General features: G+C 37.0%; 17 protein-coding genes and 1 pseudogene. 3 read left to right on the top strand and 15 right to left on the bottom strand.

The window, feature by feature from the left end:
• The first annotated feature begins 26 nt into the window (after positions 1 to 26).
• A complete protein-coding gene (locus CVFO_RS07500) occupies positions 27 to 464 on the top strand; it encodes a c-type cytochrome (RefSeq protein ID WP_201339409.1) in 438 nt (145 codons plus the stop codon).
• Positions 465 to 488: 24 nt separating this feature from the next.
• On the opposite strand, the gene CVFO_RS07505 is transcribed toward CVFO_RS07500, so the two are convergent.
• The 3 genes from CVFO_RS07505 to CVFO_RS07515 form a co-directional block, all read right to left on the bottom strand.
• The gene (locus CVFO_RS07505) at positions 489 to 974 is read right to left on the bottom strand and encodes an asparaginase domain-containing protein (protein ID WP_201339410.1); all 486 of its coding nucleotides are present in this window, start codon (positions 972 to 974) and stop codon (positions 489 to 491) included.
• Positions 975 to 1,186: 212 nt separating this feature from the next.
• Entirely contained in the window at positions 1,187 to 1,507 is a 321-nt protein-coding gene (locus CVFO_RS07510; protein WP_225879250.1) for a hypothetical protein, read from the bottom strand.
• Between the two features lie 78 nt (positions 1,508 to 1,585).
• The gene (locus tag CVFO_RS07515; protein ID WP_201339412.1) at positions 1,586 to 1,816 is read right to left on the bottom strand and encodes a hypothetical protein; all 231 of its coding nucleotides are present in this window, start codon (positions 1,814 to 1,816) and stop codon (positions 1,586 to 1,588) included.
• A gap of 239 nt (positions 1,817 to 2,055) precedes the next feature.
• Between CVFO_RS07515 and CVFO_RS07520 the strand changes: the two genes are divergently transcribed.
• Positions 2,056 to 2,265, top strand: coding sequence for a TA system antitoxin ParD family protein (locus CVFO_RS07520; protein WP_201339413.1), 210 nt, complete (start codon positions 2,056 to 2,058; stop codon positions 2,263 to 2,265).
• Complete coding sequence (locus CVFO_RS07525; RefSeq protein ID WP_201339414.1) at positions 2,265 to 2,531, top strand: type II toxin-antitoxin system RelE/ParE family toxin; 267 nt, start codon at positions 2,265 to 2,267, stop codon at positions 2,529 to 2,531. Before CVFO_RS07520 ends, CVFO_RS07525 begins: the two co-directional genes overlap by 1 nt.
• A 67-nt stretch (positions 2,532 to 2,598) precedes the next feature.
• Here the strand turns inward: CVFO_RS07525 and CVFO_RS08875 are convergent, their stop codons facing one another.
• From CVFO_RS08875 to rdgB, 12 genes and pseudogenes are all read right to left on the bottom strand, one after another.
• Entirely contained in the window at positions 2,599 to 2,952 is a 354-nt protein-coding gene (locus tag CVFO_RS08875; RefSeq protein ID WP_225879362.1) for an alanine racemase, read from the bottom strand.
• Positions 2,933 to 3,196 carry a type III PLP-dependent enzyme domain-containing protein gene (locus tag CVFO_RS08880; RefSeq protein WP_225879251.1) on the bottom strand — a complete coding sequence of 88 codons (264 nt, stop codon included), beginning with the start codon at positions 3,194 to 3,196 and terminating at the stop codon, positions 2,933 to 2,935. The genes CVFO_RS08875 and CVFO_RS08880 overlap by 20 nt, the downstream gene beginning before the upstream one ends.
• Positions 3,193 to 4,041, bottom strand: coding sequence for a dihydroorotate dehydrogenase electron transfer subunit (locus CVFO_RS07535; RefSeq protein ID WP_201339415.1), 849 nt, complete (start codon positions 4,039 to 4,041; stop codon positions 3,193 to 3,195). The genes CVFO_RS08880 and CVFO_RS07535 overlap by 4 nt, the downstream gene beginning before the upstream one ends.
• On the bottom strand, positions 4,034 to 4,924 hold the full coding sequence (gene argB, locus CVFO_RS07540) for an acetylglutamate kinase (protein ID WP_201339416.1): 891 nt from the start codon (positions 4,922 to 4,924) through the stop codon (positions 4,034 to 4,036). The genes CVFO_RS07535 and argB overlap by 8 nt, the downstream gene beginning before the upstream one ends.
• 124 nt (positions 4,925 to 5,048) lie before the next feature.
• Complete coding sequence (locus tag CVFO_RS07545) at positions 5,049 to 7,280, bottom strand: heavy metal translocating P-type ATPase (protein WP_201339417.1); 2,232 nt, start codon at positions 7,278 to 7,280, stop codon at positions 5,049 to 5,051.
• A gap of 456 nt (positions 7,281 to 7,736) precedes the next feature.
• The gene (locus CVFO_RS07550; protein WP_201339418.1) at positions 7,737 to 8,162 is read right to left on the bottom strand and encodes a multicopper oxidase domain-containing protein; all 426 of its coding nucleotides are present in this window, start codon (positions 8,160 to 8,162) and stop codon (positions 7,737 to 7,739) included.
• 38 nt (positions 8,163 to 8,200) lie between these two features.
• Entirely contained in the window at positions 8,201 to 9,142 is a 942-nt protein-coding gene (locus tag CVFO_RS07555) for a multicopper oxidase family protein (protein ID WP_201339419.1), read from the bottom strand.
• 77 nt (positions 9,143 to 9,219) lie between these two features.
• Positions 9,220 to 9,630 (bottom strand): c-type cytochrome, encoded by a 411-nt coding sequence (locus CVFO_RS07560; RefSeq protein ID WP_201339420.1) that lies wholly within the window; start codon positions 9,628 to 9,630, stop codon positions 9,220 to 9,222.
• A gap of 83 nt (positions 9,631 to 9,713) precedes the next feature.
• Positions 9,714 to 11,334: pseudogene (locus CVFO_RS07565) on the bottom strand (copper resistance system multicopper oxidase).
• A 115-nt stretch (positions 11,335 to 11,449) separates the two neighbouring features.
• Entirely contained in the window at positions 11,450 to 11,824 is a 375-nt protein-coding gene (locus tag CVFO_RS07570; protein WP_201339421.1) for a hypothetical protein, read from the bottom strand.
• Between the two features lie 445 nt (positions 11,825 to 12,269).
• Positions 12,270 to 13,388 (bottom strand): radical SAM family heme chaperone HemW, encoded by a 1,119-nt coding sequence (hemW, locus tag CVFO_RS07575; protein ID WP_201339422.1) that lies wholly within the window; start codon positions 13,386 to 13,388, stop codon positions 12,270 to 12,272.
• Entirely contained in the window at positions 13,385 to 13,978 is a 594-nt protein-coding gene (gene rdgB / locus CVFO_RS07580; protein ID WP_201339423.1) for an RdgB/HAM1 family non-canonical purine NTP pyrophosphatase, read from the bottom strand. The genes hemW and rdgB overlap by 4 nt, the downstream gene beginning before the upstream one ends.
• Position 13,979: the final 1 nt, after the last annotated feature.

Here is a 13,979-nt window from a genome sequence, read left to right on the forward strand (position 1 = left end):
CTATATTAAAAACAAGGAAAAATACTATGTACTTTAAAAATTCAGTAGCAGCTATTATCGCTATTTTTATTATTATTATTGGCGTTGATGCATTTTTTAGTCATTTAATTAAAGTTAACTCTGTTGACACTTCAACATTTGAAGACAGGATTAGACCACTAGGTCAAGTATATTTAGAAGGTGATATTGATGTTAACGCCATTAAAGCACCCGTAGCAGTTGCTACAAAATCTCGCAGTGGCGAAGAGGTTTATACCTCTGTATGTGCTAGTTGCCATAGTATTGGCGTTGCTGGCGCGCCTAAGTTTGGTGTTAAGGCTGACTGGGCGCCAAGAATTAAACGTGGTATTGCAGATTTAGTCAAAGTATCAATCTCAGGCGTAGGCGCAATGCCACCAAAAGGCACCTGTATGACTTGTTCAGATGATGAGCTAAAAGCAGCTATTGAACATATGACAAAATAAAATTTGCCAATCTCACTCAAAGGGCTAGGCGGATGTAAAAATACCCAGCCCTTTGTTTTTCTCTACTTTGTCAAAATCAAACACTTGCCCATTCATAGCAATATAAACACCGCACTCTTTGGTTTGCACTGCACTCAAAGCCACACCTAAATTAAACAAGGCATCAGAGCTACTGATAGAGCAAGGAATCATAGCACCAAACAAAACAATGGTTTTATTGTTAACTTCTTTACTCAATAGTTTTGCAGTTTTAACCATGGTGTCAGTACCATGAGTAATTAAAATACGGCTTGAATCGCCTGCCTGACACTTTGTCAAAATCAATGCTCGATCAGCATCGCTCATATCCAAACTATCCTTTAAAAACAGCACTTCGGATAAGGTATCAACCATTGACCTAGACTGATTAAGCATATCAATAAGATGAGTTTGTTTAAACACTAACTGACCAGTCAGCTCGTTATAAACCTTATCAATTGTACCGCCAGTGATTAATAATTTAATTGTCATGGTGTAAACAATACCTTATCAAAATATTTAGAATTTAATAAATCATACGGTGTAACAAAGTAACCACCATTCTTATCAATATCTAAATCATAACCTAAATCTTTAGCAGTTTTCCAATATAAGTACCAAATATACTGTGAACAACAAAATGCACTGCTATTAGTTTTCTCAACTATCTTATATTGCTTGTGTTTAGTGTTGGGTAGATTTTTTTAAAAAGCTGTTTTAAACTTCTCATTAAATTCTTTATATCTTAGCACCGTAAATTCTTTTTTCTTACTAAGCCAAAGTATCACATCTGTTTCATAATATCCATAACACAACTCTGGATACTCTCCAACTTGGTATTTACTAATCATAATTGCAGAATATCCAAACCATGACATTGGTTTTTTCCAGTCTTTGCTGGTAATAATGACACCTCCATTTTTTAACTTTTTACTAACCTTGTAAAGCTGACCCCTGGTTTCCCAGGTATTAAATTCAAACACATTGGAAGTAGAACAACCGCCAAGAAAGACGGTTACTATCAATAGAATGAGTGTTAATTTAATATCTTTAATCAGTATTTATTACCACTAAGCATGTTAAGCCACCTTTACATTTATTTTTTATAAATGTGCTGTTTCTATTGCCTCTATCATGCCTTTATATTTAGCAACATCTGCTTCGCTGTCACCTGATAATTTACTAAATGGAACACCAAGTAAAAACACGCCCCATGCGTCTTCAGTTGCTTTTGAGTTTTGCATTTCTACAAATTTAGCAAGACTGGCTCTAGCATCTGACATTTGTGTGACCAAAACTGTGCAACTACCATCAATATACCCTTCATGGGACATATAATAAGATGCGGCAATACTTTCTGGCCTGTTAACTCAACCTGTTGTGAGAATAATTGCTACCAATGCTCCTCCTAATAAGAACCTCTTGTTCAATATAAACACAGCTCTCCTTTTAAATAATCAAAAATATGAATAAATTTTATACTAAATATTTATATTGCTTAAATAATATTTTGTGGTATTTTACTACAATTGTAGTAAAATTGATTTTATTAACTAAATGCTAGGGGAGAACAATGAGTATATCAATCAGAGTCAATGAAAATTTATACAATCAAGCCAAAATTCAGGCCAAAGCAGAATTAAGAACAGTGCCCAACCAAATTGAATATTGGGCAAGAGTTGGACATGCTGCAATGGACAATCCTGACATGCCAATTGACATGGTTGAAAAATTATTAATTGCAAAACGTGAAGCCAATCAGCCTTTTGAATTTATTGGCTGATGAATATTGAACAAAAATCTTCTTTTAAAAAGGTTTACAAAAAATTACATAAAAACCAGCGAGAAAAGGTTAATGAAGCAATTCACACCATTATTAAAAACCCGCTTTTAGGTCAAGAAAAACAAGACGATTTGTCAGGCGTATTTGTTTATAAATTTGATTGTATCAATCAACAATATTTACTAGCCTATCAATGGAGCAAAGATTATCGTTTATTACTACTTATTGGCGTGCATGGAAATTTTTATAAGAAGTTAAAGCATTAAATTTTTGATTCTGATTTTTTTGAAAATTGTCCATAAAGCACTGCTTTGATAATGAAAATAATCATATTTAAATTCTCTTGCCAAAAATATCTGTGCCAACACGCACAAAAGTAGCGCCATGAGTAATGGCTGATTCTAAATCATGACTCATGCCCATTGATAAAACATCTAAGTTGGAATATTGCTTAATAATGTTTGCCATTCTTGCGAAACTTTGTGCTGAATTAGAAGAGTTTGGTATACACATAAAACCCCTTAAAGTAAGATTTTTTAGACTTTCAAATTGAGTAACTAGTTCATCAATTTGTTCAACCAATACACCTGATTTAGTAGCTTCATTATCAATATTAGTCTGCAAAAGTACCTTCAGTTTGGGTAAGTTTTTTGAACGCTGGTGCTGGTCATTGAGTCTTTGGGCAATTTTTAAGGTTTATTTGACTGAATAGGGCCATAAAATGCCAAATTAAGTTTTGACTCTTTAAGTGGTTAATTTTTATGAGTGCTTCTTGCAGATAATTTTCAGCAAAATGTTGCTGACCTACATCAACCACTTGTTGTAATTCATCTATCGATCTAGTTTTACTCACTGCAACCAAAGTAACAGACTGAGTGTGATTAACGTTGTTAATTCTTATCTGGACTTTTTCTAAGTTATCTTTAATCAAAATACTTGATAGGCATCAAACACTGGACCGTCAACACAAATGCGCTTCATGGCAATGCCTTGGTTAGTTTGTACTTCAACCACACACCCTGCACAACCACCCACAGCACAAGCCATGTTTTCCTCTAATGAGACTTGACAAGGCAGGTTGTATTCTTTAGCCAAACTAGCCACCGTTGCTAACATTGGATGTGAACCACAAGCATAGACTTCAACTTGCATTCTTTCATCAATTGTTAGGTCATCTAAATACACTTTGGCTAAATCAGTTACAAAACCCTTAAATACACCATCAAAACCTTGCAAACTGGCTAAGCGACATTCAATACCCCAATCTTCTAACTCAGGCATGGTGTGTGTTGCGCCTTGATAATCCTTGTTATTATCGGCTAACTTGTCAGCAAAGGGAAAGGGCACTTCGGAGCCTAGAATTGCAAAAGATTCATAGTCAAGGTCTTTTACTTGTTGTGCAATGGCAATCATCGGTGGCATACCCACACCGCCGCCAATCAGTAGTGGTCGTTTTTTATCAGTGAGTTTAAAGCCATTGCCGATAGGACCAATCACTGACAACACATCGCCTACTTTACGCTGCGATAATTGACGAGTACCTTCACCCACCACCTTATAAAGTAAATCAAAGGTGCCATTTTCAAAATCAACTGACATAATTGAAATGGGTCGCCTCATGGCTAAAGCACTGGAGACAGTAAGGTGTACAAACTGTCCTGGCTTGGTTTGTTTGGCAATGATGTCTGATGCCAGAGTTAAAACATATTGCTCGCCTTCAAACTGATAGTGTGCCAAAATTTGACAATCGCACACCCTAATACTAGCTTTATTCATTGCAAGTAATCAAGGTGCCTACACCACTATCTGTAAAAACTTCTAACAATACCGCGTGTACAACCCGTCCATCAATAATATGCGTAGATTTAACGCCATTTTTAACCGCCGATAGAGCGCAATTAATTTTTGGCAACATGCCACTATGAATCGTACCATCCTCAATCAATCCATCAATAATATTGGCATCAAGCCCAGTTAATAATTCACCATTGGCATCTAATAAACCAACCGTATTGGTTAATAATATTAACTTTTCAGCATTCAGTGCTTGTGCAATTGCACTTGCAACCAAATCCGCGTTTATATTATAAGAAAAACCATCTTTGCCCACACCAATCGGTGCGATAACTGGAATAAAATCCCCTTTTAATAATAAATTAATCACTGAAATATCAATCTTATCCACCTCGCCCACATGACCAAGATCAATAATTTCAGAGGTTGGCTTAATATCGTGCTTTAATTTTTTAGCAGAAATTAGACTGCCATCTTTACCAGTTAAACCAATTGAATGCCCACCATGTTGGTGAATGAGGGTTACAATTTCTTTATTAACTAGACCACCTAGCACCATTTCAACCACGTCCATGGTTTCTGCATCGGTGACGCGCATACCATTAATGAATTGACTTTGCTTGCCAATTTTCTCCAGTGTCTTACCAATTTGTGGACCACCACCATGCACCACAACTGGATTCATGCCCACTGATTTCATCAGCACAATATCACGTGCAAAACTGGATTTTAAGGCCTCATCAACCATGGCATTACCGCCATATTTAATAACGATGGTTTTGCCTTGGAACTTTTGAATATAAGGTAAGCTTTCTGTTAAGACGCTTGCAATATTGTGTGTGTTATTAGACATGTTGTTTAACATAAAAATTTATTAAAGCACTATTTTACTTAATGCTTATACAATTAATTTGATTATTTGTTTGACAACCAAAACCACCAAATAATGCCAAAAATTAATACCAGTCCTGTTATATTCACAAATATTATCATGAATCAGCACCAATTTTGATGTGCCTTAACCTGTTGGCATTACTCACCACAGTGAGTGACGACATTGCCATTGCCGCACCTGCAATCATTGGATTGAGTAATATGCCAAATAGCGGATACAAAATACCGGCAGCCACCGGAATGCCTAAAGTATTATAAATAAAGGCACCAAATAAATTTTGTTTAATATTCCTTGTGGTCATTTTAGAAATATAAATGGCATCTACCACAGCAGACAAAGATCCGAGCATTAAGACCACATCAGCACTTTCAATAGCAACATCCGTGCCTGTTTCAATTGCAAAACCAACATCAGCTATAGCCAATGCCGGTGCATCATTAATACCATCTCCAACCATACCCACAACACCACCATTTATTTGCAATTGCTCTATTGTTTTGGCTTTTTCATTGGGCATTACCTCGGCAATAACATCAATGATATTAACCGAATTAGCCACGGCTTGTGCTGTGACTTTATTATCACCCGTTAGTAATATCACTTTTAGTCCAGCCTTTTGCATTTGTTTAACCGCCATTGCAGAATCTGCTTTGATTGGGTCTGCAATAGTAATAACTGCTGCAGCCTCGCCATTAATGGCTAAATAAATAGGCGTTTTAGCCTCTTGGGAGCGTAGGGCTGATTCCTCTTGTAATTCATCAATATTAATACTATATTCATGCATTAAGCGATTATTGCCAAACAAAACTATTTGATTGTCTATTTCTGCCTTAACCCCTTGCCCTGTTATTGAATTAAAGTTCTTGCAAGGCTTGATAGGCAGATTTTGAGATTTTGTATATTCAACAATAGCCTGTGCCAACGGATGCTCAGATGATGACTCTATCGATGCTGCAACACTCAAGCACTCTTGATCAGAAATATGCGCTAATGTCATAATATTTGTAACACTTGGCTTACCTTGAGTGATGGTACCTGTTTTATCCAAAACAATAACATCAAGCTTACCCGCTTGTTGTAAAGCATTGCCATTACGAATTAGCACCCCATGCTCTGCTGCCTTACCAACACCAACCATAATAGAAATAGGCGTTGCCAATCCCAATGCACATGGGCAAGCAATAATGAGTACGGTTACTGATGCTATTAACGCAAACGTTATATCGTCACCAATATTAAACCATAGCAAAAAGGTGATAACGGTAATAATAAGCACCACAGGTACAAACACGGCTGAAACCTTATCAACCAATCTGCCAATCGCAGGTTTGCTGGCCTGTGCTTTGCGTACCATTTCAATAATATGAGCCAATGCTGTGTCTTTGCCAATGCGAGTAGAAACAAACAAAAAAGAACCGGTTGTATTAATGGTTCCTGTTGTAACCTCATCGCCAATATTTTTCTTAACTGGCATTGGCTCGCCAGTCAGCATTGATTCATCAACACTGGAGGCGCCATCAATTAACCTACCATCAACCGGTATTCTTTCTCCAGGATGCATCTTTATGGTTTCTGATAACCCTACTTGCTCAATGGGTAGAATTATTTCTTTACCATTGCGTATTACCAATGCTGTTTTTGGCTGCAGACCAATCAATCGCTTAATTGCTTGAGAGGTTTTACCACGTGCTTTGCTTTCTAACGCGGAACCAAGATTAATCAGTGAAATGATAATTGCAGTAGCTTCAAAATATACATGTTGGGCATTATCAGGAAAGTAATCAGACAATAGCACTACTAGCATTGAAAATAGCCATGCTACACTTGTACCTAATGCTATCAAGGTATCCATATTGGCATTGTGATTTGAGAATAATTTTAAGGCACTAGTATAAAAATGGGCACCTGAATAATACATAACTGCCAAGGTTATCAAGCCTATCACTAGCCAAAATACTTGACCAGTGGTACTGGCCATTACTGGCAATATGTCTAATAAACTTGCTATAAATAAAGGCACACCAATTGAGGCAGCAAGCAGCGATTTCCTTATTAATTGTTGATAGTAAACAAGATCTTGCTGTTCTTTTTCAAGCGTTTGATCAGCAGCACCTGATACCATCTCAGCTGCATTATATCCAGCATCCACCACAGCCTTAATTAAAACATCTACTGATACTGTAGCAACAACATTAACAGTATGGTCAGCAAAATTAACACTGGCCTTGTCAACGCCGTCAACCTTATTCAATGCATTTTCAACACTGGCAACACATCCAGCACAAGACATGCCTAGAATTGATAAATGAATACTGTTATCGTTCATATAAGCCCCACACCAAAATCCTACTATAAATTAAATATAACTCTTTAATCAATGTTTCACACATTAATAAAGTTTATTTGCTTTTTGTAACTAACGAATATAACTAATAATTTTAGCAACCTCCTTGCGTTTAATATTTTCAACAGGTGGCATATTTCCAAATCGTCAATGGTGTGCTTTAACACCATTCATAGCTGCACGGTAAAATGCCTCATCTGCATGGTGTGAGCGGGTTTGTATATATCATCAAGTAACGAAGACCCTTGTTCACTTCCTAATAGGTTATCTCCATGACATGCTATACAAGCAGATTGATAGCTACGCTCACCTTGAGAAATACTAGGCTTGTAATTCATACTAGGGAAAAGACTGCTCCCCGTGTTTTTTAAACCAAACCACCCGTTCTCAATGAGTATAAAAAATCCAAGCATAAAAACTATTGTCAATAACAAAATCTTATTCATCGGCTTTATTTTGCATGGTTCTCACCACTACAAATTGCCCCATCATACCCCTGTCTTCGTGTTCTAAAATATGACAATGGTACATATAGGGTATATTTTCATCACTAAACTCAGAGAATTTAATCAACACCTTGACTTTTTCATCAGGGTGAACCAACACAACATCCTTATGGCCCAATTCGTGACCTTGGGCACCACCACGCCTAGAGATAATTTTAAACTGCACATTATGGGTATGAAATGGGTGCGGCACCATAGAGTGATTTTCAATCGTCCAAATCTCTACACTGCCTGCTTTCACCACTTCATCAATGCGATTCATATCCATAGTTTTGCCATTAATGCTAAAGACATCACCACCAAACATCATCATTGGACCTATACGCATTTGCAATGTCATTAAACGCTCATTACTCAACAGCAAACATTGAAATCAGTTGATGAATCGTTAATTGATTAGGAATGCTTCGGCTGCTTTTTTTGTACGCTTGAAGCATCAATCTGGAAAATGCTCAAATCTTTATTTTGATTCATCATTCTACTCATCATACCCATACCTGATGACGCTTGGCTAGCATTGTGCTTCAAAATAGGCATTTTTCCATTTGCCACATCAAGCAAAATTTCTACTCTTTCCGCTGGTGCTAATCTAAGTGAATTGGCTTTAACAGAGCGCTCCAACAAACCACCATCACTACCAATAATATAAAAATCTCGATGGTCGTCAAAACTCAAACGATAGGTTCTGGCATTAGAACCATTCAATAGGCGCAAGCACAATAATGATTTTTTAGCTTTTAAAACAGGATTAATAACACCATTAACCAAAACAGTTTGCCCTTTCTTGCCCATCATTCTATCTGACATGGAACGAATATAGGTAGATGCACCATTTTTATTAAAGTCCTTATCCTGAATAATGACTGGAAAATCATCCACACCATACTCCATAGGTAAGTTTAAGTTCTTAGCAGATTCATCATCAATAATAAACATCCCTGCCAATCCTTGGTAAACCTGCTTACCTGTTTGATGAATTTGATGAGAACGATACCACAATGTTGCTGCATTCTGAACAATATCAAACCCACTTAGCCGAGTGCCACTCGGCTGAATTGGTTGGTGAGGCCCCCATCTGCCTTGGCAGGCAGTTTCATCCCATGCCAATGTAGTGGTGGTGGTTTTATCAAGGCTATTTTTAACCTTAATGTGTACTCGGTCACCTTTATTAGCCCTCAAAGTCACGCCTAAAAAAGACTGATTAATACCTAATGTTGGGGTTAATTGGTTGGGCAAAATAGCACTGTGTCCAGATTGGATATTTAAATCAAAATACACGTCTTTTCCAATCCTTTTGCCTATTTCTAGCATCGGCACTTGAAAACGATTTTTAAACAATCGCCCACTTGCCAAAACCATTTGCTTAGGCAAGGCCATCAAAGCCAAACCAGCTTAAAGGAATCGTCTTCTACTAATCATTTTGAAAACCTTGCATCATATTTTTGCTGTATATCTTTAGGCCATAAACTATGGATGTAATCAAGCAAAGCTTGTTTTTCAGCCTCGTTGAGTTGGTTTTTAAACCCTGGCATTTGCCCGCCAAATTGTGCACCACCGTTATTAATAGTGCGTAATAATTGTGCGGGCGAGTGATGCCAAGTGTGTGCCGTACCATTCACAGGTGGTGCTGGAAAATTGCCATCAGCTTGCCTCTTTTTCCAATCTTTAACAAGACCGCCACCTGCCTTCCCGTGACACACTAGACAATTTTTATCAAAAGTTGTTTTGCCTAATTGCACCTTATCTGCTTCTTTTGCTTGTGCGTCGCCACTATCAAAACAAGCGCTTAAAAACAACACACTTGATAATATTATTAATATTTTCATTACTTCTCTCTTGTATCTTAAAAACCAACCAAATATACAACTAATTACCATTATTTTTAAATGTTTCATTTTTTCTCCTTTAATTAAACAACATCTACTCGACGAAACATGCCTAACATGCGATAAAGCAAGTGGCAGTGATACGCCCACAAGCCCCTAGCATCAACTTTAATTCGATAACTTATTTATTAGCCCCAGGTTGAACAATAACCGTGTGCTTACGAGAAATGTACATATTATCTCCAGTTTCTAAATCGCTCCACATGCCGTGTAAATGCATTGGGTGATTCATCATTGTGTCATTGACAAAAGTAATGCGCACCACTTCGCCAAATTTAAATTTAAGTGGCTCAGTATCAGCATGGGTTATCATTGAATCCATGGTAGACATATTTTGACCATCGTTTATGTTTATTTCACCGTGGGACATGCTTGTCATTACTGGTTTTTACCCGTATCCATTTTGCTATGATTCATTTCCGAATGGTTCATGCCCGACATCGACTTAGTCATATTCATTCCACTGTGATTCATCTTAGAATGATCCATGCCAACCATTGCTGATTTGTCATTCATCTTCATTGAATCGTGATCCATGCCTGTCATATTAGACATATCCGTATCCATGTCACTGTGTGTTAAATTAGGCACTCTGTCCAACTCTGGCACTTCACCTAACATAGGTTAATGCTCCCCTAGCATAGCCAGATCTAGCAATATCTTGTGCAAAATAGTATATGCCCTATCATCTTTAGGCTCAACAACTACATCATAAGTCTCTGCCACGCCGATTCTAAATTCATCAATAGATATAGACTCAATATTCTGTCCATCGGCAGATACCACAGTCATTTTCAAGCCAGGAATACGCACATCAAAAAACGTCATCGCTGAACCGTTGATGAATCTTAGTCTTATCTTTTCACCTTTATTAAATATCCCTATCCAGCCCTTATCTGGCGTGACTCCATTAACCAAGTAAGTATAGGTGTATCCCGTTACATCGGATAAATCACGCTGACTCATACGCATTTGATTCCACATTTTTCTATCATTCCAGGTGTTTTCTAAACCTTTGTTTTCAATATGTGTACGCTCATTAAAATTATAATAATGCGACAATTTTTTAAGTTTTGCATAAATATCAGCTGGATTTTCATCGCTCCAATCAGGCAACATTACTACATAATCCTTGTCATAACTCACAGGGTCTTTTTCAATTGGATCAATCACAATAGGCCCATACAACCCAGTTTGCTCTTGGAAACCAGAATGAGAGTGGTACCAATAAGTGCCGCTTTGTTTGGCCTCAAAACGATAAGTAAAAGTCTCACCTGACTTAATACCATAGAAATCATTACTAATATCAGGAACACCATCCATCTCTGACGGCAAAATCAGGCCATGCCAATGAATGGAGGTGATCTCTTTAAGGTTATTTTTAACATGCAAGATAATCATCTCACCTTCTTTAAATCTTAATAATGGTGCAGGTAAAGTATTATTAACTGTAGTGGCTGTCCTCATGACACTAGTAAAGTTTACACTTTGCTCTGAAATATTTAGATTAAAGGTATTACCTGTTAAGGTTGTGATGTTATTACGCATACCAGCAAATAAAATACTTGGATTGATTGCTAAAGCAGTTGCACCTATAGTAACATCCTTAACAAACTGTCTACGTGATAGTGTTTTATTGTTCATTTTCTTTATTCCTATAATTAATGTTTATGTTTGGTTTGCATATCTGTATGATTCATGCCTTGCATATTAGAGTGGCCCATATTTGACATGCCAGCATTCAAAGATTGAATATAATTCACAAGGTGCCATATATCCATCTCTTTAAGAATACCCTTCCAAGCTGGCATAGTGCCACAACCATTAGATCAAAATCCCCATCTAAATGCATACCAGGCATAGCTCTTAAATCACTTGATTTTGGGTTGAGTGTTTTAGCCAACAAGCCATTACCATCCGCTTCATCACCATGACAACTTGCACAATTATTGATAAATAGTATCTCACCTTTATTCACTGAGCGTCTATTTGATGCCATGGGGTTTTGCACTTGTTGTGCAAAATCGGGCGATACCCAATGCTGGTTTTCGCCATGTCCATCATAAATACTGTTAGCAAAAGACAGTTGGGTTAAAGTTAGAACTACTAAAACAGTTGTATATTTTTTATTCATTTTATTTTCCTTAATCAATATTATTTGAATTGATACACAATTCTTAAATACTACTAAAAACTTAGATTAATTTGCAATTGACGATAGGGAGGGTTGTTTTGTCAAAACAACTTCAAAACGTCAATACGCTAGAAAATTTAAACGATTGGAGGGAGGGTGTTTACCTTTGAGGTAAAAGATGCATAGAGCGTTTTAAAAATAAAAACTACTGAAAGTGACTGAGGAATGTAGTGCTCAAGAAACACAACTTTTTTATCAATGGTCAAACATTGGACACAAGTTGTATCACTACATCCTGATAAATGCCCTACAGTAGACATGTTCATTGATTTATCATCCATTTAGCAATGTTCAATATTGCTAAACATAGAAACATCGCTAGCACTGACCGATGACATAAATACGAACAAAATCAATGACAAAAAAACTTCATGATTTAATTATATCACAAAAAAATAGCTTGCAAGTCATTCAGAAAATCAAAGCCTTTTTCACTAGGTTGGATATGCTTATCATTCAACTCAAGTAAACCCAATGCTTGAGCCTGATTTAATTGGTGTTCAATTGCTTGTGTTGATTGCCCTGTTCTTGATATAAATAGAGTCAAATCAAATCCATGTTTTAGCCTCAGCGCATTGAGCATAAAATCAAAGTTTAAATTTTCAATAGGCTTGACTTGCTTTTGCCTATTTTTTAGATAGTCCCTTGGTGAGCGTGCCTTTATCGTTCTAAATGAATAAGGCTTATTTGAGCAGGTGATTTTACCATGAGCGCCGGCGCCTATACCAATATAATCACCAAATTGCCAATAATTTAGATTATGCTTTGATGGTGTCTTTCCAAAAGCAGATACTTCGTAGCGAATATAACCATTTTTCTCTAATAAATTCACACCCTTATTGCCCATCTGCCAAATATCATCATCATTTGGTAAAGCTGGTGGAAATTTGGCAAAATAAGTATTAGGCTCAATGGTTAATTGATAAAAAGAAATATGCTCAGGGTTTAAATTCACAGCTTGATTGATATCAGACAGGCAGTCGTCTAATGTTTGGTTTTCCAATCCATACATAATATCAATATTAAAACGCTTAAAGCCTACTTGTTTGGCTTGCTCACAAGCATAAATTGCTTCATCGGCATTATGAATACGACCCAATGATTTGAGATGTTGATCATTAAAAGACTGCACGCCAATTGAGAGTCGATTAATGCCAATACGTTTAAATACTTTGAACTTTTCAATCTCAAAAGTACTTGGATTAGTTTCTAAGGTAATTTCAATATCATTTGTAAATTTAAGCCTCGTCTTTAAACCAGAAAACAACTCAGAAAGCACCTGCTCACTCATCAAACTGGGCGTGCCGCCACCTAAAAAAACAGACTGGATAGAACGACTTTGAACATAATCCAAATCTCCATCAAGATCTTTTAACAACGCCGTAATATAGCCACTTTGTTGCTCGCTCTCATGCGAGTTGAAATCACAATAAGGGCACTTTTTAACACACCACGGATAATGAATATACAACGCCAATGGTGGTAATTCTAGCGCGCAATTCACTGATTTTTTTTGAGTATTTTAAGTAATGCTGATAAGGCCCTGCCTCGGTGAGAAATTTTGTTTTTTTCTGTGGATAAAAGCTCAGCAGAGGTGCAATTATGGGCCGGCAGATAAAAAATTGAGTCATAACCAAAGCCATTATCACCCATTTTTTCACGCAATATTTCACCCTCCCAACCACGTTGAATGATAATGGGTGTTGGGTCATGTTCATGCTCAACAAAAACAATTGCGCACCAAAAACGAGCACTACGCACACCCTCAGCCACCGTCGCCATTTCATCCAGCAGTTTTTGTGTATTCGCCTTATCATCACCATGGTGATTTGCATAACGAGCAGAATAAATACCAGGCCTACCACCTAACGCATCAACCACAATACCTGAATCATCTGCTAAAGCAGGCAAGCCTGATACCATAGATGCGTTTCTGGCTTTAATCAGTGCATTTTCAACAAAGGTTAACCCTATTTCTGGTACTTCTTTAACTTGCATATCTTGCATAGATACAACTTGGTAAATACCGCTTAACATGGCGTTAAACTCTTTGATTTTGCCTTGATTATTGCTAGCAAGAATGATTTTTTTCATC

It is taken from the genome of Isorropodon fossajaponicum endosymbiont JTNG4, assembly GCF_016592615.1.
Classification (GTDB): Bacteria; Pseudomonadota; Gammaproteobacteria; order PS1; family Pseudothioglobaceae; genus Ruthia.